At 63.5% G+C, this 25,314-nt stretch carries 26 protein-coding genes; 16 read left to right on the top strand and 10 right to left on the bottom strand.

Features of this window, described 5'->3' with window-relative positions; genetic code table 11:
- The 7 genes from NKI66_RS05410 (at position 1) to NKI66_RS05380 (ending at position 7,016) form a co-directional block, all read left to right on the top strand.
- Positions 1 to 1,161, top strand: coding sequence for a CaiB/BaiF CoA transferase family protein (locus tag NKI66_RS05410; protein WP_023808856.1), 1,161 nt, complete (start codon positions 1 to 3; stop codon positions 1,159 to 1,161).
- Complete coding sequence (locus tag NKI66_RS05405) at positions 1,158 to 2,327, top strand: extracellular solute-binding protein (protein ID WP_023808857.1); 1,170 nt, start codon at positions 1,158 to 1,160, stop codon at positions 2,325 to 2,327. Before NKI66_RS05410 ends, NKI66_RS05405 begins: the two co-directional genes overlap by 4 nt.
- Before the next feature lie 26 nt (positions 2,328 to 2,353).
- The gene (locus NKI66_RS05400; RefSeq protein WP_023808858.1) at positions 2,354 to 3,541 is read left to right on the top strand and encodes an ABC transporter substrate-binding protein; all 1,188 of its coding nucleotides are present in this window, start codon (positions 2,354 to 2,356) and stop codon (positions 3,539 to 3,541) included.
- A gap of 66 nt (positions 3,542 to 3,607) precedes the next feature.
- Positions 3,608 to 4,345, top strand: coding sequence for an ATP-binding cassette domain-containing protein (locus NKI66_RS05395; RefSeq protein ID WP_023808859.1), 738 nt, complete (start codon positions 3,608 to 3,610; stop codon positions 4,343 to 4,345).
- A complete protein-coding gene (locus NKI66_RS05390; protein ID WP_023808860.1) occupies positions 4,338 to 5,096 on the top strand; it encodes an ATP-binding cassette domain-containing protein in 759 nt (252 codons plus the stop codon). The genes NKI66_RS05395 and NKI66_RS05390 overlap by 8 nt, the downstream gene beginning before the upstream one ends.
- Entirely contained in the window at positions 5,093 to 6,043 is a 951-nt protein-coding gene (locus NKI66_RS05385; RefSeq protein WP_023808861.1) for an ABC transporter permease, read from the top strand. The genes NKI66_RS05390 and NKI66_RS05385 overlap by 4 nt, the downstream gene beginning before the upstream one ends.
- A 1-nt stretch (position 6,044) precedes the next feature.
- Positions 6,045 to 7,016: an ABC transporter permease gene (locus NKI66_RS05380; RefSeq protein WP_023808862.1), complete on the top strand. Its 972-nt coding sequence runs from the start codon at positions 6,045 to 6,047 to the stop codon at positions 7,014 to 7,016.
- A 9-nt stretch (positions 7,017 to 7,025) separates the two neighbouring features.
- Here the strand turns inward: NKI66_RS05380 and NKI66_RS05375 are convergent, their stop codons facing one another.
- Both NKI66_RS05375 and NKI66_RS05370 read right to left on the bottom strand, forming a co-directional pair.
- On the bottom strand, positions 7,026 to 7,865 hold the full coding sequence (locus NKI66_RS05375; RefSeq protein WP_352609312.1) for an amidohydrolase family protein: 840 nt from the start codon (positions 7,863 to 7,865) through the stop codon (positions 7,026 to 7,028).
- A 65-nt stretch (positions 7,866 to 7,930) separates the two neighbouring features.
- A complete protein-coding gene (locus NKI66_RS05370) occupies positions 7,931 to 8,716 on the bottom strand; it encodes an IclR family transcriptional regulator (RefSeq protein WP_023808863.1) in 786 nt (261 codons plus the stop codon).
- Positions 8,717 to 8,885: 169 nt separating this feature from the next.
- Between NKI66_RS05370 and NKI66_RS05365 the strand changes: the two genes are divergently transcribed.
- The 8 genes from NKI66_RS05365 to NKI66_RS05330 all read left to right on the top strand — a co-directional run bounded on the left by NKI66_RS05365 (position 8,886) and on the right by NKI66_RS05330 (position 16,181).
- Positions 8,886 to 10,205 carry an ABC transporter substrate-binding protein gene (locus NKI66_RS05365; RefSeq protein WP_352751146.1) on the top strand — a complete coding sequence of 440 codons (1,320 nt, stop codon included), beginning with the start codon at positions 8,886 to 8,888 and terminating at the stop codon, positions 10,203 to 10,205.
- 133 nt (positions 10,206 to 10,338) lie between these two features.
- Entirely contained in the window at positions 10,339 to 11,235 is an 897-nt protein-coding gene (locus NKI66_RS05360) for a carbohydrate ABC transporter permease (protein WP_023808865.1), read from the top strand.
- The gene (locus NKI66_RS05355) at positions 11,235 to 12,101 is read left to right on the top strand and encodes a carbohydrate ABC transporter permease (protein ID WP_023808866.1); all 867 of its coding nucleotides are present in this window, start codon (positions 11,235 to 11,237) and stop codon (positions 12,099 to 12,101) included. The genes NKI66_RS05360 and NKI66_RS05355 overlap by 1 nt, the downstream gene beginning before the upstream one ends.
- A gap of 4 nt (positions 12,102 to 12,105) precedes the next feature.
- Positions 12,106 to 13,203: an ABC transporter ATP-binding protein gene (locus NKI66_RS05350; protein WP_023808867.1), complete on the top strand. Its 1,098-nt coding sequence runs from the start codon at positions 12,106 to 12,108 to the stop codon at positions 13,201 to 13,203.
- Positions 13,204 to 13,208: 5 nt separating this feature from the next.
- Entirely contained in the window at positions 13,209 to 14,321 is a 1,113-nt protein-coding gene (locus NKI66_RS05345; protein WP_023808868.1) for a mandelate racemase/muconate lactonizing enzyme family protein, read from the top strand.
- Between the two features lie 9 nt (positions 14,322 to 14,330).
- Entirely contained in the window at positions 14,331 to 14,660 is a 330-nt protein-coding gene (locus NKI66_RS05340; protein WP_023808869.1) for an L-rhamnose mutarotase, read from the top strand.
- Positions 14,653 to 15,729 carry a Gfo/Idh/MocA family protein gene (locus NKI66_RS05335; RefSeq protein ID WP_352751142.1) on the top strand — a complete coding sequence of 359 codons (1,077 nt, stop codon included), beginning with the start codon at positions 14,653 to 14,655 and terminating at the stop codon, positions 15,727 to 15,729. The genes NKI66_RS05340 and NKI66_RS05335 overlap by 8 nt, the downstream gene beginning before the upstream one ends.
- Complete coding sequence (locus NKI66_RS05330) at positions 15,729 to 16,181, top strand: MaoC/PaaZ C-terminal domain-containing protein (protein ID WP_023808871.1); 453 nt, start codon at positions 15,729 to 15,731, stop codon at positions 16,179 to 16,181. Before NKI66_RS05335 ends, NKI66_RS05330 begins: the two co-directional genes overlap by 1 nt.
- Before the next feature lie 29 nt (positions 16,182 to 16,210).
- Here the strand turns inward: NKI66_RS05330 and NKI66_RS05325 are convergent, their stop codons facing one another.
- The 5 genes from NKI66_RS05325 to NKI66_RS05305 all read right to left on the bottom strand — a co-directional run bounded on the left by NKI66_RS05325 (position 16,211) and on the right by NKI66_RS05305 (position 21,310).
- Positions 16,211 to 16,849, bottom strand: coding sequence for a GntR family transcriptional regulator (locus NKI66_RS05325; protein WP_502895155.1), 639 nt, complete (start codon positions 16,847 to 16,849; stop codon positions 16,211 to 16,213).
- Positions 16,850 to 17,093: 244 nt separating this feature from the next.
- Positions 17,094 to 17,675, bottom strand: coding sequence for a hypothetical protein (locus NKI66_RS05320; protein WP_023808873.1), 582 nt, complete (start codon positions 17,673 to 17,675; stop codon positions 17,094 to 17,096).
- Position 17,676: 1 nt separating this feature from the next.
- Positions 17,677 to 19,359, bottom strand: coding sequence for an SWIM zinc finger family protein (locus tag NKI66_RS05315; protein WP_352751140.1), 1,683 nt, complete (start codon positions 19,357 to 19,359; stop codon positions 17,677 to 17,679).
- Positions 19,356 to 19,760 carry a DUF3024 domain-containing protein gene (locus NKI66_RS05310; protein ID WP_245273055.1) on the bottom strand — a complete coding sequence of 135 codons (405 nt, stop codon included), beginning with the start codon at positions 19,758 to 19,760 and terminating at the stop codon, positions 19,356 to 19,358. Before NKI66_RS05310 ends, NKI66_RS05315 begins: the two co-directional genes overlap by 4 nt.
- Positions 19,761 to 19,879: 119 nt before the next feature.
- Positions 19,880 to 21,310 (bottom strand): DHA2 family efflux MFS transporter permease subunit, encoded by a 1,431-nt coding sequence (locus NKI66_RS05305; RefSeq protein WP_245486006.1) that lies wholly within the window; start codon positions 21,308 to 21,310, stop codon positions 19,880 to 19,882.
- Between the two features lie 395 nt (positions 21,311 to 21,705).
- Between NKI66_RS05305 and NKI66_RS05300 the strand changes: the two genes are divergently transcribed.
- Positions 21,706 to 22,722, top strand: coding sequence for a Zn-dependent oxidoreductase (locus NKI66_RS05300; protein WP_128302346.1), 1,017 nt, complete (start codon positions 21,706 to 21,708; stop codon positions 22,720 to 22,722).
- 6 nt (positions 22,723 to 22,728) lie between these two features.
- Here the strand turns inward: NKI66_RS05300 and NKI66_RS05295 are convergent, their stop codons facing one another.
- The 3 genes from NKI66_RS05295 to NKI66_RS05285 are packed head-to-tail and all read right to left on the bottom strand — an operon-like array spanning position 22,729 to position 25,270.
- Complete coding sequence (locus NKI66_RS05295) at positions 22,729 to 23,433, bottom strand: cyclase family protein (RefSeq protein ID WP_023808878.1); 705 nt, start codon at positions 23,431 to 23,433, stop codon at positions 22,729 to 22,731.
- On the bottom strand, positions 23,430 to 24,368 hold the full coding sequence (locus tag NKI66_RS05290) for an ABC transporter permease (RefSeq protein ID WP_023808879.1): 939 nt from the start codon (positions 24,366 to 24,368) through the stop codon (positions 23,430 to 23,432). The genes NKI66_RS05295 and NKI66_RS05290 overlap by 4 nt, the downstream gene beginning before the upstream one ends.
- On the bottom strand, positions 24,365 to 25,270 hold the full coding sequence (locus NKI66_RS05285) for an ABC transporter permease (protein ID WP_352440117.1): 906 nt from the start codon (positions 25,268 to 25,270) through the stop codon (positions 24,365 to 24,367). Before NKI66_RS05285 ends, NKI66_RS05290 begins: the two co-directional genes overlap by 4 nt.
- Positions 25,271 to 25,314: the final 44 nt, after the last annotated feature.

Raw genomic sequence — 25,314 nt, 5'->3', positions numbered from 1 at the left:
ATGCCGGCAGCAGCCGAATTGCCGCTCGCCGGTCTCGTCGTCGTCGACATGAGCCAGTTCCTGTCGGGCCCGTACTGCTCACTCAGGCTGCTCGATCTCGGTGCCCGCGTGATCAAGATCGAGCGTCCGGATGGCGGCGACCTGTCGCGCCGGCTCTATCTCAGCGACACCGAGATCGGCGGCGATTCCACCATCTTCCACGCCATCAACCGGGCCAAGGAAAGTCTTGCCATCGACCTCAAGAACGAGGCCGATCTCGAAGCGTTGCGCGGCCTCCTGGCCAGGGCTGACGTGCTGATCCAGAATTTCCGGCCGGGCGTCATCGAACGGCTCGGCCTGGACTATGAAGCGGTCCGCAAGATCAACCCGCGGCTGGTCTATGCTTCGATCAGCGGCTATGGCGAGGATGGGCCATGGGTCAAACGGCCCGGCCAGGATCTCTTGGCGCAGGCGCGTTCCGGCGTGATGTGGCTGAACGGCGACGAGGATCAGGGACCGGTGCCGTTCGGCCTCGCCATCGGCGACATGCTGGCTGGTGCCGCCTGTGCGCAGGGCATTCTGGCCGCACTGGTGCGGCGCGGCATCACCGGTCAGGGCAGCCATATCGAAACCAGCCTGCTGGAAGCGCTGGTCGATTTCCAGTTCGAGGTGCTGACGACGCATCTCAATGACGGCCGCCGGCTGCCCAGGCGCTCCAGCTTCCGAAGCGCGCATGCCTATCTGTCGGCGCCTTACGGTGTCTACCCGGCCAAGGACGGCTACCTCGCCATCGCTATGACGCCGATCCCCAAGCTGGCCGACCTCTTGTCGCTCAGCGAGTTGGCACCCTATCGCGACAAGCCTGCATCGTGGTTCACCGCGCGCGACGACATCAAGGCGATCATCGCGCAGCGGATCGCCACCAAAACCATCGACGAATGGCTTGATATCCTCGAGCCGGCCGACATCTGGTGCGCCAAGGTACTGACCTGGCCCGAGATGCTGGCAAGCGAGGGGTTTCAATCGCTCGATATGCTGCAGACGGTGACGCGCGAGGATGACGTCTCGATCCTCACGACGAGTTCGCCGCTCCGGGTCGATGGCATCCGGGCCAAGGTCGATCGGGCGGCGCCGCGCATCGGCGAGCACAGTGCCGCCATCCGCGCGGAGTTCGGCCTGTGAGCGTGCCCAAGCTCAAAGGCATGACCTGGAGCCATCCGCGTGGCTACGATCCGATGGTCGCCTGCTCGGCGCTGTGGCAGCAGAAGACCGGTATTGCCATCGAATGGGACAAGCGCTCGCTGCAGGATTTCGAATCCTTCCCGGTCGAGGAACTGGCGCGCGCCTATGATCTCATCGTCATCGACCATCCGCATGTCGGCCAGATCACGGCCGAAGGCTGCCTGGAGCCGCTGGATGTCGCCGGACGCGAGGCGGAACGCACGGCCCTTGCCTCGGGCAGCGTCGGCCAGTCCTATCCGAGCTACAACTGGCAAGGACGGCAATGGGCTTTCCCGATCGATGCGGCAACCCAGGTCCAGGCATGGCGGCCGGATGCGATCGAGGCGCCACCGGCGCGCTGGAGCGAGGTGCTCGATCTCGCCCGGCAAGGCCGTGTGCTGCTGCCGCTGCGGCCGCCTCACGTGTTGATGGTGTTTTACACATTCGCAGGCAATCTCGGCCGTCCTTGCACCACCGATCCATCCCACGATCTCATCGATGTTGACGCCGGTAGCGAAGTGTTTGAAGCAATGCGCGAGATTGCAGCGCTCGTTGATCCGGCTTGCTTGGAGATGGATCCGATTGCCGTCTCGGAGCGCATGGCGGAGGCCGGTTCCAGGTTCGTCTGCGCGCCACTGATCTATGGCTATGTTTCCTATGCGACGACTGGCTTTCGGGCGAACCGGCTGGCCTTTGCCGATGTTCCGGTCATCGGTTCCGGCGGCCCGATCGGTTCGGCGCTCGGCGGCACCGGCATAGCCGTATCAGCCTTTTCCAAAGCCAGGGATGCCGCGATCAACTTTGCCTATTGGGTCTCGAGCGGCGATGTCCAGCGCGGCGCCTATGCCGCCGCCGGCGGCCAGCCCGGCCATGCAGCGGCCTGGGAAGATCAGGCCGTCAATGAAGCGACCGGCAATTTCTACCGGGACACGCGCGCGACACTGGCGGGTGCATGGGTGCGGCCGCGCCATGACGGCTACATGGCGTTCCAGCAGGCCGCGTCCGAACGCATCCTTTCCGGCATGACCTTCCGGCATCAAGCCCGACAGGTCGTTGCCGATCTCAATCGCCTGTTTCGGGAGAGTTCCCCGGTGCAGGTGTCCGGCGCTGCCGGTGGAGGAGCCTGAACCAAACCGAACGGAGGAGAACAAGAATGACAGGAATGATCCGCGGCCTGCTGGCCGCAACGGCGCTTGCCTCGCTTGCAACGGCCGCCTTTGCACAGGATGTGCAAGGCGTCATCGGTGGACTGCCGACCGAACTCAAGGCGCAGTATGACGGAGCGCCCCAGAAGGTATTGCCTTCGGCCTGGGAGAATTTCAACGCGCCGCCAAAGCCGTGGAAATGGTGCCACTCGGAATCCTACCAGGGCAACCCGTGGCGGGTCACGGTGACCAAGGAGTTGAAGCGTCTTGTCGACGGGCTGATCGCCGACGGCACCGTCTCCAGCTTCGAGGTGTCGGATTCCAACAATGATGCCAGCCAGCAGATCAACCAGATCCGCGCCTTCATCGACAAGAAATGCTCTATCATCACGTCGGTGCCGGGCTCGGCGACGGCGCTCGACGATGCCATCGACGCTGCCGCCAAGGCCGGCATTCCGTTCATCACCGCCGCCGGCTCGGTGACCAGCCCGAACGCCATCAATGTCGATTCCAACTATGCGCGCTGGGGCTATGACATGATGACGGCGATCGGCAAGGCGCAGCCGGACGGCGCCAGCATCCTTCTGGTCGAAGGCATCGCCGGCCACCCGATCGTGGTCCAGGAACGCCAGGGCGCGGACAAGGCGCTGGCGGAAAATCCGAAGCTGAAGATCTCGCGCAACGTCAACGGCAACTGGACAGCCAACGTCACCAAGACCGTGGTGCTGCAGGCGATCGCCACCAACCCGGCGCCGATCGATGCGGTGTGGACGACAGGCAGCGAAAGCCGCGTCGTCGCCGAAGCCTTCGCGGAAGCCGGCCGGCCGGCGCCATTGATCACCGGCTCGATCACCGGGGACGCGCTGGGCTACTGGAAGGCCAACCCCGACAAGTACCGCTTCGAAGGCCATGCGGTGCTGCCGCACTGGACCGCGCAAACACTGTTCCGCGTCGGCGAGCGCATGCTCGACGGCCAGAAGCCGAAGCTGAACACGCTGCTGATCCCGATCCCGCCTGTCCACACCGCCGATCTCGGTGCCTGGTACAAGGACTGCATGACGACGGATGCCGTGTCGATCTTCCCGATCCCGCCGAAAGATCCGATGCCGGAGGAATGGCTCGACGCCTATTTCTCGAACCCGGCGCCGACCAAGGGCTGGGATTATTCGAAGGTGCCCGATGCCTGTGCAAAGTGACGCCTGCTAGTCTCTCAGCAGGCCGGCTCCTTTCAGGGAGCCGGCCTGCCAGCATCGAAACGCGACATGCTTGAAATCAAAACCATATCCAAACGCTATGGCGAGACGATCGCGCTCGCGGACGCATCGATCGCGTTTCGGGCGGGAACCATCCACACCATCCTGGGCGAGAACGGTTCGGGCAAGAGCACGATGGTCAAGCTGCTGTCCGGCATCGTCCAGCCGGACAATGGCGCGATCCTGCTGCACGGCAAGCCGTTTTCGGGTGCCAAGCCCTCGGCCTTCCAGGCGCAAGGTTTTGCCACGGTGTTCCAGGAGGTGCTGATCGCGCCGGACTGCAGCGTCATCGATAACATCCTGCTCGGCCTCGACGGGCTGGTCCGGCGCGCTGTTCCCCGCAACGAGCGCCGTGACCGGGCGAAAGCCGCGCTGAAGCGCTTCGCGGTTACCGACGTCCCCCTCGACAAGCCAGCCGGCCTGCTGCCGCTTGCCGCGCAGCAATTGGTCGTTCTCGCCCGCGCGATCGTGCGCAACCCAAAGATCCTGATCCTCGACGAGGTCACCGCCGCGCTCGACTTCGCCGATCGCGAATCCGTCTTTTCCCTGATGCGCGCGCAGGCCGGCGAAGGCTGCCTGATCCTGTTCATCACCCACCGCATGGACGAGGTGATGTCGCTGTCGGATCGCATCTCGATCCTGCGCGGCGGCAGCGTCGTGCGCACCGAGGAGCGCGGCGCTTCGACGCCGGCTGAACTTCTCAAGGCGATGGCGCCACGCACGGCGGCGGAGCTGCAGCATGGCTGATCGCGCCGCCCTCGATTTTGGTGGTCTTGCCGTTCGGGACCTTGTCATCGCGCCCGGCGCCAGCCCGATCACGCAGGCAATCGCTCCGGGTGAGATCGTCGGGCTTGCCGGTCTCGATGGTCATGGCCAGGAGCTGTTTCTCAAGATGCTTGCCGGCCTGGAACCGCCCCATGGCGGCTCGATCGAACTCGGTTCATCGGATGCCTCCCGAAAGATTACCGGGTTTCGCAAGGCTGTCGCCAGCGGCATCGCCTATTTGCCGCGCGACCGACGCGCCAACGGCATTTTCCCGACACAGTCGGTGCTCGACAATTTCGCCGTCTCGACCTTGTCGCGCGACACGCGGCTCGGGCTAATCAGCCCGTCGGCACGCAAGGCGCGCTACGACTTCTATCGCGAAAAACTCTCGATAGTGGCGCCCCGGCCCGATGCGCCGATCACCACTCTTTCGGGCGGCAACCAGCAGAAGGTGCTGTTGGCGCGTGCCTTGGCGCTGGAGCCCGCGATCCTGCTCCTCAACGATCCGACGCGTGGCGTCGACGTGGCGACGCGGCATGTGCTCTACGACGTGTTTCGCGGGCTGGCGTCCGACGGCATGGGGCTCGTCATCCTATCCAGTGAAATCGAGGAGATTCTTCTCCTGTGCCAGCGCGTGCTGGTGTTCCGTGAGAATGAAGTCGCGGCCGAGATCTCTGGCGACGCGCTCACCACCGACAGCGTGATATCAGCCATGTTCGGACGTGCGGCATGAACCCTGTTGCGCGCCTCCTGTCCCTTGGGCGAAATTTCGGCTTCGCGGTGGTGCTGCTGGTCGTGCTGCTTGCGATCAATCTTATCCTCAGCCCCGGGCGGTTCCAGCCGGGTTCCTGGGGCGCGCTGGTCGGATTGGCGGCGCCCTTGATCGGTGCGGCCATTGCGTCCACGCCTGTCATCCTCGCCGGGCGTGGCGGAATCGACATCTCGGTCGGGCCATTGATGGGCTTCGTCAACGCTTTGACGATCCAGGTGCTGTTCCTCGGCACCGGCATCTCATCGCCCCCGGTGCTCGTTCCGGCTGCATTGCTCGTCGGGGCGCTGGTGGGTGCTGCGAACGGCTTTCTGGCGACAATCGTGCGCATTCAGCCGATCGTCGCGACGCTCGGCACCTATCTGATCCTCACCGGCGTGACGTTAACAATCCTGCCGGCGCCGATCGGTCCCGCACCGGCCTGGCTCAAGGCACTGTCCGGTCCGCTGTCGATGCTGCCGCTGGCGGCGATGTTCATCGTCTGGTGGCTGGTGCGGCGCACCCCTTACTACGACCAGCTTATGGCGGTGGGCAGCGACGACCGTGCCGCCTACACCGCCGGCGTCGATGTCACGCGCGTGCGCTTCATCGCCTATATCATGACCGGCATCCTTGGCGGCTGCGCCGGATTGATGCTGACCGCGCTGATCGGCTCCGCCGATCCGAACATCGGGCCAACTTACACACTGATCGCCATCGCCGCGGTAGCGCTCGGCGGCGTCAGCCTTGCAGGCGGCCGTGGTGGGGTGGCGGGTGCCGCCATCGGCGCCATCGACATCTTCCTGCTGCAAAGCGTGCTGACGACGTTCAACGTCTCGACCTTCGTGCTGCAGATCGCCTACGGCGCGATCCTGGTGCTGGCCGTGATGCTGACAGCGCTGCAGGAACGTCTTGCTATGGGGAGACGCTGACATGGTTTTGCGCCAAAACCTCTTCGCCACAACCAACGCTCGCGTCGTCGGCGCCTTCTGCGTCGCCGCCCTTCTGCATCTCGCCGGCACGATCCTCATTCCTGGCTACTCCGCGCCGTTTGCCATACGCGCCATGCTGGTGCTCGCCTCGCTGCTCGCCGTGGCCTCGATCGGGCAGACGCTGGTCGTCATCATGGGCGGCATCGACCTGTCGATCCCTTTCGTCATTGGCTTTGCCAATGTCGTGGCGGCGCAGCTTTATGGCGATGGCTGGCATTTTGTCCTGGTCTGCGGCCTCGTCGGCGTACTGGCGATCATCATCGGCGGGCTGAACGGGCTGATCTCGCGCAGCCTCGACATCCAGCCGCTCATCGTCACGCTCGGCATCGGCATGGTCGTGCAAGGGCTGGTGCTGTTGTGGACGGCGGGTTTCCCGTCAGGCTCCGCACCGCAAGCGGTATCCAGCTTCGTCTCGATCGGCGGATCGGCCGGACCGCTGCCGGTGCCGTGGCTGGTGCCGAGCCTTGTCGTGCTGGCGGCACTCGTCGTCCTGGTGCTGGAGCGAACGCCCTATGGCCGCCGGCTTTACGCGCTGGGCAGCAATCCGGGCGCGGCGCCGCTGGCGCTGATTGACCCGGTTCGCATGTGGGTCATCACCTATGCGGCAAGCGCTTTCTTCGCCGCCGTGGCAGGAGTGCTGCTGCTCGGCTTCACCGGTTCGGCCTATGGCGATGTCGGCCAGCCCTATCTGTTCCAGACCATCGCAGCCGTTGTCGTAGGAGGTGCAGCACTTGTCGGCGGCCGGGGAAGCTATCTCGGCACGATCGCCGGCGTGCTGGTGCTGACCGAGATCAACACGCTGCTGATCGGCCTCGGCTTCCAGCCCGCAGCGGTGCAGGCCGCGCTCGGCTTCGTCATCGTGCTGCTGGTTTCGCTCTATGGCCGCGAACGGCACGTCTCGACAACCATCTGAAAGGACCAGTCAGTCGAGCCGCCACAGCTTGCGGGCATTGCCGGACAACAGCCTGTCGCGCTCGGAGATGCTGCAGCCCGAGAGCAATGCATGGGTCGCCGCCACCCAGGTCGACAGACCGCCGCCTAGCGTGCAGACCGGCCAGTCGCTGCCCCAGACGACACGGTCCCAGCCGAATGAATTGATGGTGTGCTCGACGTACGGCCGCAACGTCTCAACCGTCCAGCTGCCGGCATCGGCATAGGCGACGACACCGGAGATTTTGGCCATGACATTCGGGCGCCGGGCGATGTCGCTCATATGCTCGCGCCATGGATGTTCGCTCTTGCCTTTGATGTCGGGGACGCCGCAATGGTCGAGGACGAACGTCACATCGGGTGCCAGGTCGGCAAGCACGATCGCCCTGGGGATCTGGTGCGGCAGCACGACGAGATCGAAGGTCAGGCCGGTGCCGCCAAGCCGCTTTATGCTGGCGCGAAACACCGCACCTTCCGAGAGCTCGTCGGGCACGACGTGGAGGACGCGGCGAAAGCCTTTTACGAACGGGTTTGCCCGCTGCCGTTCGAGATAGGCCGCGAAGTCCCCTTCCTCAGGACGGCAGGACGCGATCACCCCGGCCAGCATGCTGCTGGGCTGCCGTGACAGGCCTTCGACCCGAGCGGTTTCAGCCTCGATGTCGGCCGCATCGACATCGACCTCCATATGCAGCACGCGCTCGACGCCGACACGCTGCGCCTCCACGGCGTAGTCCTCATAGGAGAAATCGCGGTTGAGCGCCGGCACGCCGGCGAGCCAGGGATAGCGCAGGGCCGAGCGATCGATGAGATGCAGATGGGTATCGATGATCATGGTGAGGCTCCTCCCTCTGGCTTTTCAAATCATCTCACGGGGGAATTCTTCATTCAAATAAGAATTCACACCGATGAGCCTACTGCTGATCCAGCAAGGTGCGACAGCTTTTCACACGTTGCCAGCAACAGTTCGATCGTCCTGGTGATGTCGGGCGCGGAAGGCGCGTTGACCACCGTGATGTAGGGAATCGACAGCGCGGCGATCGCCTTGCCGTCGGAACTGCGCACCGGGGCGGACAGGTTGAAGACGCCGGCTGTCTGCATCGAGGCCATCATCTCGTAGCCACGGTCGCGGATCTGGTCGAGACGGGTGAAGAACTCGGTCGATTGCGCCGTCTTGTCGGTGCTGCGGACGTGTTCGGAAATCATCATCTGGCGCTCTTCCGGTGAGCGGAAAGCGAGCAGCACATGTCCCGAGCCGGTGTCGAACAGACTGATATGGGAGCCGACCCGGATCGATATGCCCCAGTAGTTCGGTGCTTCTTGCTGGCCGATGACGACGGCAGAACCGCGATCAAAAACAACGAGTTGGTTGGCCTGCTGCGATGTCTCGGCAAGCTCACGCATCAGCGGCGTCGCATAGGAGACCAGCCGCCGAACCGGCGCGTGCAACTGTGCCAGACCGAACAGCTTGAGCGTCAGCGAATAGCGGTCGCCGTCGAGCCTGGTGACATAGCCGCGCCGCACCAGCCGGTCGAGCATACGGTAGAATTCGTTGGGGCTGCGGTCGAGTTTCTTGGCGATTTCTGCCTGGGTCAGGCCGCCGTCGACGCCCGCCAGCAGTTCAAGGATATCGAGCCCCTTGTCGAGCGCCGGCGCGCGATAGCGCTCGTCTTCGCTGTCGTCCATGGGCTCATCCTCCAGTGAATTTCACCCTTCATATATGCAGGAACGTGCGCGGCGGAAACAAATTTCGCCTTGACGTGTCTATGAATGTTTTGTTTGTATATGAATGTAGCACTTCTTGTCATCAGACGAGTTGCGGTCGCCGCGGAGGCGGCACCAAGGGAGGATACCGATGAACAGACTGCTGTCCGGCGTGTGCGCCGGTGCATTGTTGCTCGCGTCAGGTGCGGGCGCTGCCCTTGCCGGCGACCTGCCCGGCAAGTTCGAAGGCGTGACCGTCGACGTGAAGCTGATCGGCGGCCAGCAATATGAAAAGCTCTACGAGCGCATTCCCGAATGGGAGAGGGCGACCGGCGCCAAGGTCAACATCCTGACCAAGAAGAACGGCTTCGACATCGACAAGGAGCTCAAGTCCGACATCGCCTCGGGCAGCACCAACTGGTGCGTCGGCTGGAACCATTCGTCCTTTGCGCCGCAATATACGGGCCTTTACACCGACCTCAGCAAATTGCTGCCCAAGGAAGAGATCGACGCTTTCGTGCCGTCGACGATCACGTCCGCAACCATCGACGGCAAGCTGGAGATGCTGCCGCGTGCGCAGTTCGACGTTTCGGCGCTCTACTACCAGAAGAGCCTGTACGAGAACGCCGACAACAAGACCAAGTTCAAGGCGAAGTACGGCTATGATTTGGTGCCGCCGGACACCTGGAAGGAAGTGACCGACCAGGCCCAGTTCTTCGCCAACCCACCCAATTTCTACGGCACGCAGTTCGCCGGCAAGGAAGAGGCGATCAACGGCCGCTTCTACGAGATGGTTGTCGCTGAAGGCGGCGAGTATCTCGACAAGGACGGCAAGCTGGTCTTCAATTCCGAGGCCGGCATCCGGGCGCTCGACTGGTTCGTCAACCTCTACAAGGCCAAGGCCGTACCGGCCGGAACCACCAACTATCTCTGGGACGATCTCGGCCAGGGCTTTGCGTCCGGCACCGTCGCCATCAACCTGGACTGGCCGGGCTGGGCTGGCTTCTTCAACGATCCGAAGTCGTCGAAGGTCGCCGGCAATGTCGGCGTGAAAGTCGCGCCGAAGGGCTCGTCCGGCAAACGCACCGGCTGGTCGGGTTTCCATGGCTTCTCGGTGACCGAGAATTGCCCCAACAAGGAGGCCGCGGCTTCCCTGGTGTGGTGGCTGACCAACGAAGACAGCCAGAAGCTCGAGGCCGCCGCAGGCCCGCTGCCGACCCGCACCGCGGTGTGGGACTGGGATTTGAAGCAGGCCGAAAACGATCCTTACAAGAAGGAGGTTCTTACCGCCTTCCAGGAAGAGGCCAAGCACGCGTTTGCCGTGCCGCAGACGCCTGAATGGATCGAGATCTCGAACGCCGTCTATCCCGAATTGCAGGCGGCGATCCTCGGTGACAAGACCTCCAAGCAGGCACTGGACGATGCGGCCGCCAAGGCGACGCAAATCCTCCAGGACGCCGGCAAGCTCTAGAAACGGGCTCCCAAGGCTGCCTCCCCCATCGGAAATGGGGGAGGCGATCGTGTTTCGCGGCCAGCGATTTACGCTAACCCATCGCCCCCGGCCCACTCACGGCCGTCCAAATGCAAACACCTCAAGGATTCTGATGAAGGGCTTCAAGCCATCCGCGCCATTCCTGCTGCTGCTTCCGGCCATGATCGTGCTGGCGGCGGTTGTCGTTGTGCCGTTGCTGTTGTCCCTTTACTCCAGCTTCACGCCGTTCCGCCTGACGCGGCCCGAAACGTTCTACGTCTTCATCGGCATCCGGAACTATCTTTCGATCCTGTCCAACACTGATTTCTGGTGGGCGTTCGGTCGCACGGTGCTGCTGCTGACCATCGCGCTCAATCTCGAAATGCTGCTTGGCCTTGGGCTTGCCATGCTGGTCGAGAAAGCGACACGCGGCCAGCGCATCCTGCGCACGCTGATGATGTTTCCGATGATGTTTTCGCCGATCCTGGTCGGCTTTCAGTTCAAGTTTATGTTCAACGACAATATCGGCCTGGTGAACAATGCGCTGCAGTCGCTCGGCATCACGCAAGACGCCATACCGTGGCTGATCGAGGGCCATCTCGCCTTCATCGCCATCTCGATCGCCGAGATCTGGTCGTCGACGGCGATCTTCGCCATCCTGATCCTCGCCGGCCTGCTCGCCATGCCCAAGGAGCCGATCGAGGCGGCGCGGGTCGACGGCTGCACGCCGTGGCAGACATTCCGCTATGTGACGTGGCCGTTCGTCATGCCTTTCGCGTACATCGCCATGACCATTCGCTCGCTCGACGTCGCGCGCGCCTATGACATCGTCAAGATCATGACCGATGGCGGACCGGCGGGCCGCACCGAACTGCTATGGACCCTGGTGGCCCGCACCGCCTACAGCGACGGGCGCATGGGCATGGCCAACGCCATGGCCTATTTCTCGATCCTGCTGTCGATCGCCTTCACTGTCTACTTCTTCAACAAGCTCGCCGCGGCGCGCACGCAGATCGGTGCGGAGTGGTGATGGACGAGAATTCTTCCGCCCGCCTGAAGCGCCGGCTGCTGGGCGTCGTCTATCGCATCGGCCTGTTCCTGGCGATGCTGACCATCTGCCTGCCGGGCCTGTGGATCGTCATCTCGTCGCTGCGGCCGGCGGTCGAGATCATGGCCAAGCCACCGGTGTGGATCCCTCAGGAGATCTCGTTCGACGCTTATGTCGCCATGTTCTCAGGCATCGGCAAGGGCGGCATCCCTGTCATCGAATATTTCCGCAACTCGCTGATCATCTCGGTGACCTCGACAGTCATTGCGGTGGCCATCGGCATGGCCGGCGGCTATGCCTTCGCGCGCTACCGCTTCCGCGGCAAATCCAGCGTCTTCCTCAGCCTGATGCTGACGCGCACCGTGCCGGGCATTGCGCTCTCGCTACCGCTGTTCTTCCTCTATGTGCGGCTTGGCATCATCGACACGCATTTCGGGCTGATCCTTGCCTATGTCGCGCTCAACGTGCCGTTCACCATCTGGCTGATCGACGGCTTCTTCCGCCAGGTGCCCAAGGACCTCGCGGAGGCGGCGCAGATCGATGGCTGCACGCGCTGGCAGGCGTTCTGGCAGGTCGAGTTCCCGCTTGCCGGACCGGGCATCGCTTCGGCCGCCATCTTCGCCTTCCTGACCTGCTGGAACGAGTTCGCGCTGGCCTCGCAGCTGACCCGCTCGGTGAGCGCCAAGACGCTGCCGGTCGGCCTGCTCGATTACACGGCCGAGTTCACCATCGATTGGCGTGGCATGTGCGCGCTGGCCGTGGTGATGATCATTCCGGCGCTCACCCTCACCTACGTCGTCCAGAAACACCTTGTCGGCGGCCTGACCTCCGGCGCGGTGAAAGGCTGATACCATGGCAACCGTTACCCTCACCAAGCTGACCAAGCGCTACGGCAACATCGGGATCGTGCACGGCATCGATCTCGACATCGCCGACCGCGAATTCATCGCGCTGGTCGGCCCGTCCGGCTGCGGCAAGTCGACGACGCTGCGCATGATCGCCGGGCTGGAAGAGATCAGTGCCGGCTCGATCGAGATCGGCGGGCGCGTCGTCAACGACCTGCCGCCGCGCTCGCGCAACATCTCGATGGTGTTCCAGTCCTATGCGCTCTATCCGCACATGACGGTGCGCGAGAATCTCGGCTTCTCGCTGAAGATCGCCGGTGCCGCCAAGGAAGACATGGACCGCCGTGTCGCCGAGGCCTCGGCCATTCTTGGCCTCGACACACTGCTGGACCGACGCCCCTCGCAACTCTCCGGCGGTCAGCGCCAGCGCGTCGCCATGGGCCGCGCCATCGTGCGCGATCCTGACGTCTTCCTGTTCGACGAGCCGCTTTCCAATCTCGACGCCAAATTACGCACGCAGATGCGCACCGAGATCAAGAAGCTTCATGCCAAGGTGCAATCGACGGTGATCTACGTCACCCATGATCAGGTCGAGGCGATGACGCTTGCCGACCGCATCGTCATCATGCGCGACGGCCATATCGAACAAGTCGGCACGCCCGACGAGGTGTTCCGGCAGCCGGCGACGCGCTTCGTCGCAGGCTTCATCGGCTCGCCGCCGATGAACCTGCATGAAGCCACGATCGATGATGGCCAGATGGTTTTCGCCAGCGGCGAAAAGCTGCCGCTGCCCGCCCAGTTCAAGACCAACGTCGCCACCGGCGACAAGGTCGTGTTCGGGCTGCGGCCGGACGACATCTATCCGACCGGCCATGGCATCAGCTCCGGTGGTGCGGCCGATGTCCACCAGATCGAACTGCCGATCACGGTCACCGAACCGCTCGGCAACGAGACACTGGTGTTCGTCGAATTCAACGGTACGGACTGGGTGTCGCGCATGCTGAACCCGAGGCCACTGCGGCCGGGCGAGCGGGTCGCCATGAGCCTCGACATGTCGCAGGCGCACCTGTTTGCCACCGAGACCGGAAAGACATTGCGGAGCTGATCGGCATGGCCAAAATTGAGAAAGTCGACCTTCGGATGGTGGACCTTGTGCCCAAGGTCAAGCGCACCGACGCCATCCAGAGCTTCGTCAGCCAGGAAACGCCTATCGTCACCATCACCGATTCCGACGGTGCGGTCGGCACCGGCTACAGCTACACGATCGGCACCGGCGGCTCGTCGGTGATGCGGCTTTTGTCCGACCATCTGGTGCCGCGCCTGATCGGCCGCGACCCCGACATGATCGAGGCAATCTGGCACGATCTCGAATTCGCCACGCATGCCACGACCATCGGCGCCATCACCGCCATCGCCATCGCGGCCATCGATACAGCACTGTGGGACCTACGGGCAAAGAAGCAGAACCTGCCTTTGTGGAAGCTGGCCGGCGGCGCCAAGGACCGCTGCCCGCTGTACACGACCGAAGGCGGCTGGCTGCACATCGAGACGCAGGCGCTGGTCGACGATGCGCTGGCCGCCAAGGCCAAGGGCTTTCGCGGCTCGAAGGTGAAGATCGGCAGGCCGCACGGCTCGGAAGATCTGGCGCGCCTGTCGGCGGTGCGCAAGGCGGTCGGCGACGGCTACGAGATCATGACCGACGCCAATCAGGGCTTTTCGGTCGACGAGGCGATCCGGCGCGCGGCAAGATTACGCGACCTCGACCTCGCCTGGATCGAGGAGCCACTGCCGGCCGACGACATTGACGGGCATGTGCGGTTGTCGAACTCGACGCCGACGCCGATTGCCATCGGCGAGTCGCTCTACTCCATTCGCCATTTTCGCGAGTACATGCAGAAAGGCGCCTGCTCGATCGTGCAGGTCGATGTCGGCCGCATCGGCGGCATCACGCCCTGGCTCAAGATCGCGCACGCGGCGGAGGCCTTCGACATTCCGGTCTGCCCGCATTTCCTGATGGAGCTGCATGTCAGCCTGACCTGCGCTGTTCAGAACGGCCGATATGTCGAGTACATTCCGCAACTCGACCAGTTGACCGGCAAGCGCCTCCGCATCGAGGATGGCCAGGCGCTGGCGCCCGACGAACCCGGCATCGGCATCGATTGGGACTGGGACGCGGTCAAGGCCATGAGCATCGCCGAATTCACCACGGCGATCACGAAATAGGAGAATGATATGCAGCGGATGGGAATGGTTCTGGGGCTGAAGCCGGAAAAGGTCGAGGAGTATGTCCGCCTCCATGCCGCCGTCTGGCCCGACGTGCTGGCCATGATCTCCGCCTGCAACATCAAGAACTACTCGATCTACCTGAAGCGGCCGGAGAACGTGCTGTTCAGCACCTTCGAATACCACGGCAGCGACTACGAGGCCGACATGGCGAAGATGGCGGCCGATCCGAAGACGCAGGAATGGTGGGCGGTCTGCATGCCGTGCCAGGAGCCGCTGGCGACGCGCAAAGAGGGCGAGTGGTGGGCCGAGATGGATGAGGTCTTCCATCATGACTGAAGGCGGTTTCGACCCTGCCTTGCTCGTTCAATCCTGGCCAAAACCCTCCAAGCCCCGGCAGATCGTCACCTTCGGCGCCGGATCGATCGTCGGCGACGCGCATTTCCCGGCCTACCGGAAGGCCGGCTTTCCGGTTGCCGGGCTTTATGATCCTGATCATACCAGGGCCGAAAAGCTGGCCAGCCAATGGGGCGTGACGGCCTTTGGGTCGGTCGAAGAAGCTTCTGCCGTCGAGGGCGCGATCTTCGACCTTGCCACCCCGCCGTCGCGTCATGCCGATGTGCTGAAGTCCTTGCCTGATGGCGCGGTGGCGCTGATCCAGAAGCCGATGGGCAGCAATCTTGCCGAGGCGACCGCGATCCTCGAGATCTGCCGCGCCCGGAAGCTGCACGCAGCGGTGAACTTCCAATTGCGCTTCGCGCCGATGATGCTGGCGCTCAAAGATGCCGTCGGCAAGGGCTGGCTCGGCGAGATCGTCGACTTCGATGCCTGGCTGGCGCTGGCGACACCGTGGCAGCTTTGGGAATTCCTGCTCAAGGCGCCGCGCGTCGAGATCGCCATGCATTCGATCCACTATCTCGACCTGATCAGGCAATTGCTCGGCGACCCCAAGGGCGTGCACGCTAAGACGCTCGGCCATCCCAATCATGCCGTGGCGCAGACGCGCACCAGCGCCATTCTCGACTATGGCAACACCATGCGCTGCGCGCTGTCGATCAACCACGACCACAAGTTCGGCCGCCGGCACCAAGCCTGCGAGTTCCGCATCTGCGGCACCGAGGGAGCAGCCTATCTCAAGTTGGGTCTCAACCTCGATTATCCCACAGGTGAGCCGGATGTGCTGGAAATCTATCCGAAAGGCGGGACGGACTGGATCGCAGTGCCCTTGGCCGGCGAGTGGTTTCCCGACGCCTTCGTCGGCCGCATGGCCAATGTCCAGCGTTTTGCCACCGGAGAAGATGCTACGCTGATCAGCCCGGTCGAGGACGCGTGGAGCACGATGGCGCTGGTCGAGGCGGCGTATCAGTCGAGTGCGGCACCGGCGACGCCGATTGCGGAAAGACCCTGATGGAACGGATTCAGTATTTCGAAGACTATGAGATTGGCGCGTCGCGCCTGACCAGCGGCCGCACCATCACCGAGACCGACTTCATCGTCCATGCCGGCCACACCGGCGATTTCTTCCCGCACCACATGGACGCCGAGTTCATGAAGACGACGCCATTCGGCCAGCGCATCGCGCACGGCACGCTGGTGTTCTCGGTCGGCATCGGGCTGACGGCAACCGTCATCAATCCTGTTGCCTTTTCCTATGGCTATGACCGGCTGCGCTTCATCAAGCCGGTGTTCATCGGCGACACGATCCGGACGCGCACGACAATTACGGCCAGGGAAGACGACCCGAAGAGGCCGGGGGCGGGACGGGTGATCGAACGCTGCGAGGTGATCAACCAGCGCGGCGAAGTGGTGCTGGCGGCCGACCACGTCTACATCGTCGAACGCAGGCCGGCGCAGGGCTGAAGCCCATCGCATGCCCATGAGCCACGCCGTCAGGATTCTCGCGACAGGCCATCTTCCCTGATCGCGCGGACCAGCGTCTCGCTTCCTTCGCGAAGATGCTGCCTCAGAATGCTTATGGCCCTGTCGCCGTCGCGCCGCCGGCAGGCGGCCAGCAGCTCGCGATGCTCCGTCTGCGAGCGGCTGCGATAGTCCAGGTTCGACAGCAGGATGCGGACGTAGCGATCGGCGGCATTGTGGTGCGCCTCGATCAGGCCGAGCAATCGATGGTTGCCACAGGCATCGTAGAGAGCCAGATGAAAGGCACGGTTCAGCGCACCCCATCGGCCGACATTGCGCTCCGCGTCGATCTGGTCGAGCACCTGTTCGGCCTCGTCGAACTTCGCGCCGGAGAGGCTGGGTACCGAAAGCCGGAGCGCCTCGCTTTCGAGCAGCTCGCGTAGCGCGTAGATTTCACTGATCTCGGCGCCGTCCATCCGGGCGACCTGCGCGCCTTTTGTGGGATGAATGGAAACAATACCTTCGGCTTCCAATTGGCGAAGGGCGTCACGAATTGGCATGCGGCTGAAGCCAAACTGCTCGGCCAATTCATCCTGGCGCAGCGGCGTGCCCGCCCTGATGGTTCCACTGGCAATCGCTTCGCGCAGGACATTGGCGACCTGTTCGGCCACGGTCCGCGGCCCCTGCATCACGCTTTCCGCAAATCCTCGCAATCGATGCTCCCCGTTTTCACACAGCATCGAGCCTAATTGAAAAACCCATGCGGATATAGGTATGCCCGTATACACACTGCCCGCGCCAAGCAGACTTCCTCCGCAAGACGCCACCCGCCTCCGCAAGGCAACGTCCCGATTCGCGCATATGAGACGATCGTCTGAAGCACTGAAGGCGCGGCTCGCCCAGCCCTGCGGGCTTTCAGCCAGTCTGCGGCAGGTCAAGCGCGGAGCGCATCCGCCCGACACCACGCTTGTAGAGCATCGCGCCTTGAGCTGGGGCGAGCAGATCAGCATGCGGCGTGAAGTCGGCAACGCACTTGTTGAAGGCGATCTCGCCACACCCGGGAACCAGGCAGTCGAGCTTTCCCTTCGGACACTGACTGAACTTGCAGAGCCGGCCCAGATATCTGTCGCTGCCGGGTTCGATCAGAAAAACGTCTAGCTGGTGATCGGCAACGCTGATCCCTGTTCCCTTCTCAAACGCCTCACGCAGGGCAAGAGCGGCGGCGCGACGCAGTTCGCCTAGACGAGCCTGCGAGTCAAGCCAAAGCGCCAGGTCGAGATCGCTACATTCATGCCAGACCTCGATCCGAGCGCGCCGGAATTCGCTGAAGCGCGGCACCTCTTTCCAAAGCGGCTTCGCGACAGAGCCGATAACGGCCACCGCCCCCACCTCTCGAAAACGCGTCCAAGCATCGGTGACGACATCCGCCGCCGCGCGGAACTGCTGCTGGCGTTCCAGCATGTAGCGATTTTGCTCGTCAATCGCCGCGCGCCGCATGTCAGGCCAACAGTTTCATGAAATTGCGCTTGCGGCCGAAGCGGTCTTTCACATCCGCCAGATACGCGGCATGTTCGGACGCGCCGCGCAGGCCGGCCATACGGCCGATCAGGGTTGACGCTTCTGCATAGGCGCCGTTACCGCCAAACTGGGCCAGTTGGTTTACGCGTTCCGCATAGATCTTCAGTGCCTCGCGCGGATGCGTGGCTTCACTGACCTGCGCGAGCTTTTCCTTCAGTCCTTCGGAAGCGCCATGTGCGCGCGTGTTCGCCCACGCCAGATCAAACTGCTTCTCCTCAATCAAGATGCTGATGAGCAGATCGGCCGGATAATGCCAGGCGGACGGCTTCTCGCGCGCTAGCCTGGACTGGAGGCGCTCGATTACTCGATCGCGCGTCGCCGTGCCCGTCTTGCACAGCCGTTGATACAGTCCGAAGCTCGGTGCCTTCTCGAATGCGCGCCACAGATGCGCTTCGGCGTCCGCATCGCGACCGGCCGTGGTCAGCAGGTCGACTACAAAGGAAATGAGCCGCTCGTCGGGTCGATCATCCTCGAACACCCACAGGCCGTCCTCGGTCCTGCGCAAAGCCTCTTCGGCGCGACCGTGCGAGAGGCAGAATTTGGCGACTTGCAGATAGGCTTGCTGTGAGGACAGATGCTTGGCGCGAAGGGCGATGCGTGCCTCGAGGTCGCCATCGCGGTCAGCAAAGAAGTCGAGGATTTCCTGCAGCCTGAAATGGTCGCCGGACAGTCCGTGACCTATCCGATTCTTGCCGGCGGTTGCGGGCAGTTCATTCCAGGCTTCGTTGGCCAGGCGACGGTATTCGGCCAATCCTTCCTCGCCGAGGATATCGCCATAGCGCTCAGCCGCGCCACCGAAGGTGTCGTAGCCACCATTCATCTCGCGCGCGAACAGGTCACGCGCCAGGGACAAGGGTTCGCAAGGCGCCTCCGAGACAGCGTTGCAGTGAATTTCGCATGCCCGGTCGAGAAGTGGGGCGCAATGGCCATCGGAATCGTCCACGACCTCGATGGCAGCCTCGATCCGATCGATGGCTCGCATAGCGAGCCGTATAACGATGCCCGCATGCTTGCTCGAGACCGAGGCGATCACATCGAGCGCCTCGTCCACACCTTGGGCCCAGTCGGGCGCCTCGCGGTAATCTATGAAGCCATTCGTGGCGGTTGCGCCGTCGATCATCTTGCCGAGACGCGCCTCGATGGCCGCCTCGTCGCCGTCTTGCGTAGTCAGCGTGGCCATTTCCAGCCTACGCAACAGGATAGGATCGCGCTCGACGACATCCATGATCATATCGACAAGCGCCGCCTTGTTCTTGCCTTCCAGATGTTCGCGTATACGCGTGAACACATCGATGCTTTGCGCTTCCGTGTCGCTGCCCATCGCGTTTGCCGCCAGCGCCGTCGCCACCAAATGCTTGCAATAGCCCCAGTCGCCGAAGGCGCGGCAGGAACACGAACCGTCGACCGACTCGCCACGCCCCGTCAGTTCAACACGGTAGTCCTCCGTGCCGGCAACCTGCGCCAGCACGCGCTTGGGCCCAACGGTCAGCAGTTGCACCAGCCCGTCACGCCAGTAGGCCTCGCCGCGCGAGTACACCTTGGTGCCGACAAGATCGCGCAGGGCATCGACATCGAAACGGGGTCGGCTGTTCTTGCGGTTCATAGTGGCGGCTGGAGCCTCGAGTCAGCCGAGATGAGACGCAGGGCTTCGTCCAACGTAACGGTCGCATGCAGCCGCCCACATGCTCCGGTGTGCCTGTGCCACATGAGGTCGAACCGGGTCTCGGCGAGATGCTCCTCCACATGATCGAGCCGGGCGAAGGGAGCGTTGAATTCTTCACCGTCATCCGAACGGTAGCGCGCTGAGAAACCGTATTTGCTTCCTCGCCACTTGCCGAAAATGTCTAGCGGATGGTCGAGCCGATTCGGCTGGCCGTGGATGAACCGAGGCTTCAGAACCTCGGCGATGAAACGCTCGCAAGTGGCAGCCATGGCCAGCTTCTCGTCAGCCGAAGGCTTCTTAACCCACACCATCGCGTTTTCCCGTTTCGCCAGCGCGATCATTTCCCACTATCCGCCGCCAAGAGCGCTGTGGGGCTGCCCTCAGCCATACGGTATCGCCGTTCATGATAATCGACCGATCCGGCGAGGCAATCCTTTTTGAACGCAGAATGCATCTGGCATCATTTGCGAGAATTACCCGATCGAACATGACCGCTGACCTGCACGCCGTCCTCGGCACGCAGGTACAGGAAGCCGGGGACGGACAGCAACGGGATGACCGCGGTCAGCAGGAACACCTGGTGGAAGCGTTCCGCTGTCACGATGTGGGTTTCTCCTGCGACAAGGCCCAGCACCATGGCGGCGATCGAAACGCCCAGGGAAACGCTGAGTTGCTGCAGGACGCCGCCGAGACTGGTGGCGCGGCTGAGCTTGTCGGCCGGCAGGTCGGCGTAGGAAAGCGTGTTGGAGGTCATGAACTGCGCCGACCGGATGACCCCGAAGACAAAGGCGTAAAGGCCGATCATCCAGTGCGGCGTATCGGCTTCGATCAAGGCGAAGCCCCCGACAGCGGCGGAACCAACCACCGCGCTGCCGATCAGCACGACATTGAAACCGAAGCGCCGCAACAGCGGCGACAGCAGCGGCCGAATGAGCAAGGCGCCGAAGCTGCCGACGAATGTCAGCGAGCCCGAGGTGACCGGGCTCATGCCAAAGCCGACCTGCAGCATCAGCGGCAACAGGAAAGGCACGCCATTGAGGCCAACGCGGCACAGGCCGCCTGCGAGCGTACCGACCCAGAACGAGCGAAATCGAAACAGTGTCAGATCGACTGCCGGTGCAACGACGCGGCGCGCATAGCGCCCGAAGGCGAGCAGCAGCAGGATCGCCGCGGCCAACACCAACGCTGTCGCCGAAACGGAGATGATTGGCCTACCGATGCTTTCCAGTCCGAACTGCAGCAGCGCGACTCCGCATCCGACCATCAGGAACCCGGCAAAGTCGAAGCGTTGCACCGCTTCCTCGCGGAAATCGTCGACGAAGCGCAGCGCCGCCAGAATGCCGAGGCAACCGAATGGCACGTTGACATAGAATATCCAGCGCCATGAGGCATAAGTGGTCAACAGGCCGCCGAGCAGCGGCCCGATCACAGGCCCCATGATGGCGGGCAAGGTCGTGTAGGTCATGGCGGTGATCAGCCCGCTGCGTGGGAAGCTGCGCAGCAGGATCAGCCGCCCGACCGGCGTCATCATGGCGCCGCCCAGCCCCTGCAGGGCGCGCATCGCCAGCAGCATGCCGAAACTGTTGGCCATGCCGCACAGCGCCGAGCCGAGGGTGAAGGTGAAAAGCGCCAGCGCGAACACTTTTCGCGCACCGAACCTGTCGGCGAACCAGCCGCTGACGGGAATGAATACGGCCAGCGTCAGAATGTAGGTGGTGATCGCCAGGTTCAGCCTGACGGGCGTCGTGTCGAGACTGCGTGCGATGGCGGGGATCGCGGTGGTGATGATGGTGGAATCGAGCTGCTCCATCAGAAAGGCGATGGCGACGATGATTGGGATGATCAATCTCAGCCTCGGGTCGCGCTCGGTGGCAAATTGAGGCTGTTCCAATTCTATTGCCAATTCCGTCATGCAAGCGGCTGCTCTATTCCAGGTGGCGCGTCCGCGTTCAAAGGCAAGGTCGCCTTCCGTGCGGCAAGCCAGCCGAGGCCCGATCACACGGCCTGTCTTATGGTCCGACAAGCAGGCAAGCGGTAGTCATTTCCTCTTTGATGGAAGTCAAAAAATTTTGACTGCCGACCCCTTCGAGAGGAGATCGGCAGGACAGCGCATTGGGAGTCCGAACTGCCGTCGCCAGGCACATTTGCGTTTCAGCGGACGCCCGTCCCGATTTCGTGAAGGAACGTGTCAGGTAAGAGGCCGTCTTACCGCCGCCATGAGCGCTTGCGTCTTGACGGCACAGCGAGATTGAGCCACTTGTCGACTAGTATACAAGTGGTGAGGCCATGCTTGAAGTTCTCGTTCGCGCACCGCAGTCGCTGGAAGTCCGGCAGGGCGCCATGCCAGAGCCCGGCACTGGCGAAGTCGTCGTTCATGTCAGCCGTGCCGGCATCTGCGGCTCCGACATTCACATATTGCACGGCTCCAATCCGTTCGCCGTCTATCCGCGCATCATCGGCCATGAATTCGCCGGCACCGTAACAGCGCTCGGACGCAATGTGACCGGCATAGCGGTGGGAGACCGCGTGGTGGTCGATCCCGTGGTGTCGTGCGGCCACTGCTATCCCTGCCGGGTCGGCCGCTCCAATGTCTGCGCCAACCTCGAAGTGATGGGCGTTCACCGCGACGGCGGTTTTCGCGCCTTCGTGGCGGTGCCGGCGGCAAATGTCATACCGGTTCCAAGGGATATGCCGTTTGGGCTGGCGGCACTGGCCGAGCCGTTTTCCATCGCCGCCAATGTGCTTGATCGTACCGGTTGCGGACCCGAGGACACGGCGCTGATCTATGGCGCCGGCACGGTCGGCGTCACTGTCCTGCAGGTCGCCAAGCTCAAGGGCGCACGCTGCATCGTTGCCGATATCGACGAAGCCCGCCTGGAGCGAGCGCTCCGCTTCGGCGCCGACAGGGTGATTCACTCCGTGCGCGATCCCGTGCCGGCCGCGGTGCGCGGTGAAAATGACGGTCTTGGCCCGACGCTGGTCATTGACGGCGCCGGCATTCCCGCACTTCTTGACGAGGCTTGCCGGCTGGCCAGCCCGGCGGGCCGCATCGGCCTGCTCGGCTTTTCGGACGCCCCATCCAACCTCAGCCAGCAGGAAGTGGTGCGCAAGGAACTGACCATCGTCGGCTCGCGCCTGAACCGCCGGCTGTTGCCGCGCGTCGTCGAATGGCTGGCCGACAAGCGGCTCGATCCGCAAGGCATGATCACACAGGTCTTCGCGGCGACGGAGGCGCGCGCCGCCTTCGACCTGATCGAGAAGGAACCTCAGCGCACGCTCAAGGTCCAGCTGGATTTCTCTTGAGCCGGTTTAGCCCTCGACCAGCGCGATGGCGCGCAGCGGTGATCCGGTGCCGCCTTCGATCGCCAGCGGCAAGCTGATCAGGAAGCACCGAGGCGGCAAGTCACCAAGCCGTGCGAAATTCTCGCCGATCAGGATGCCGGCTGAAAGCAACGTATTGTGCGCCGGGAAATCCTCGCTGCCGAAACAATCGATCGACAGGCAGTCCGAACCGACGATGCGCGCACCGCGCTCGACCAGCAATTCGCTTGCTTGCCGCGACAGGCCGGGCCAGTCGGCGAGAAACGCGGCCGGATCGTCCCAGAACCGGTCCCAGCCGAAACGGAAGAACACGGCGTCGCCCTGCCGTACGCAGCCCTGTTCGGCCTCGAAAGCGAAGATAGAATCCGGCTCGACCGCCTGCCGGGGCGCGCAGTCCCGCGCATCGATCGTCACCATGCGGCCGAAGAAACGCTCGACCGGAATGTCCGAGATGGCAGCACCGCCGCGGATGAAATGGACCGGCGCGTCGAAATGCGTGCCGGTGTGCTCGCTCATAGCCAACGCATGGTTGCAGGCGACGTCGCCGCGGTCATAGGATTCCACCATCTCCTGGCAGTAATGCGGGTGCGTCGGCCACACCGGCATGCCGGGCTTCATCGGATGCGTCAGGTCGACGAAGGAAACTGCCTTTGTTTCGAACAGCCCGGCGAGCGTATCGGTGGCGGGTGTCATCTGACGCGAGGCCTCGGCACGAGAGCGACGATCAGGATGATCAGCACGCCGGTCAAAAGGAAGCGCACGCCTGCCTGGATGCCAAAGGTGTTGAGCATGGTGGACATCAGGTTGAAGAACAGCGCAGCCCCCCATATGCCTACCGCGTTGGCCTGTCCACCGGCGACGCTGGTGCCGCCAAGCACCACCACGGCGATCGATTCCATCAGATAGGCGTCACCCATGTTGAGTGCTGCCCCGCCGCTGAAGCCGGCAAGCAGGAAGCCGGCGAGCGCTGCCGCCGTGCCGCACAGCATATAGGCAATCAACCGCACCCGGGCGACGTTGATGCCGGCGAGCCGCGCCGCCGGTTCGCTCTGGCCGGTGGCCAGCAATTGCCGGCCCCAGACCGTGCGTTTGAGGACGACCATGGCGACCAGCGTCAGCACCATCACCGCGATCGGCATGAATTGGACGCCGCCAAGGTTCATCAAGGTAAACCGGGAAAGGCCGGCCGGCGGCTTCAGTGTCGCCTGGCCGCCGAGATTAAAGGCAAGCGACTGGAAGACGAAGCTCCAGGCGAGCGTTGCGATGATCGGCGGCAGCCTGAGCGCGACGATGGCAAGGAAGTTAGCGGCACCCGCGACGGCGCCGACGGCAAGTGCTGCAAGCAGGCCAGGCAGCAGCATGCCGTCGGACCCTTGCATGACCGTTATCGATACATAGGCGGCCAGCGTCAGCACGGATGGCACGGACAGGTCGATATTGCCCGGCCCGGAGGCGACGACGAACATCTGCCCGGTTCCCACCACAACGCTGAAGGCACCGAAGGCGAGCGCCCCCGAGAGCGTGGCGCCGGCGCTGTCGATACCGGAATAGGCTGATGTCACCACCCACATTGCGAGCGCCACGATGAAGCCGTAGGTCCACGGCGCGAGGCTCAATCTTCGGGTCATCGCGCCCGCTCCGACAAAAGCACGCGCCCGGCCAGCACGAGAAACAGGATAACGCCCTGGGCACCGATCTGCCATGTCGGCGGCACCTGCAGGAAAGACAAAAGCGAGCCCGCGAGCGACAGCGTCAGAGCGCCGACCACCGTGCCGACCGGCGAGACGACGCCACCGGTGAAAGCGCCACCGCCGAGGATCACCGCGCCGACGCCGAGCAGCGTATAGGCCGGCGCGACATTGGCGTCGCCCGATGTGGTGAGGCCGGTCAGCGTCAGCCCGGCCAGACAGGCGAGCAGGCCGGCGGCGGCATAGACAGCGACGCGGATGCCGACAACGGACCAGCCGGCGCGCTGGACGGCGCGCGGATTGCCGCCTGCGCCGCGCAACACCACGCCATAGGAGGAGCGTGAGATGACGAGATGGCCGGCAAGCGCCGCCAGTGCCGCCAGCCAGATCGACAGCGGCATCAAAGGCGGCTGCCAGCTCATGAAGGCGGCAAGCCATGCGGGTGCCGAGCCACCCGGTGCCGGCAGTAGGATGACGGCGATGCCGAGCCAGATGAAGGACATGCCCAGCGTCACGATGATCGAGGGCAATTGCCGTGCATGAATAAGCAGGCCGAAGCCGGCATAGGCGGCGATCAGGACCAGGTAGCACAGCGCCGCAATTGCCGGCGCATCCCCGAGATAGAGCGCCGTGATGCAGGTGATCAGCCCGACAAAGGCGCCGTTCGACAGGTCGATGTCGCCCAGCATGATCACCATCATCTGCGCCAGTGCGGCAAAGACCAGCGGCACCGAGAGCTTGAACAGCAGATGGAAGCCGAAATAGCTCATCGCCGCCGGGCGGATGCTGAAGATGATGGCCAGCATGACCAGCAGCGCGATTGCCGGCAGGCCGACCTGCATCGCATTGAGCAAGGCCGAGCGCGGATTGGAAGGAGAACGGGCCG

It is taken from the genome of Mesorhizobium sp. M0518 (assembly GCF_040321125.1).
In the GTDB taxonomy this organism is placed as follows: domain Bacteria; phylum Pseudomonadota; class Alphaproteobacteria; order Rhizobiales; family Rhizobiaceae; genus Mesorhizobium.
Note: the sequence above shows the minus strand (reverse complement) of the source record. Positions and strands in the feature narration are given on the sequence as shown.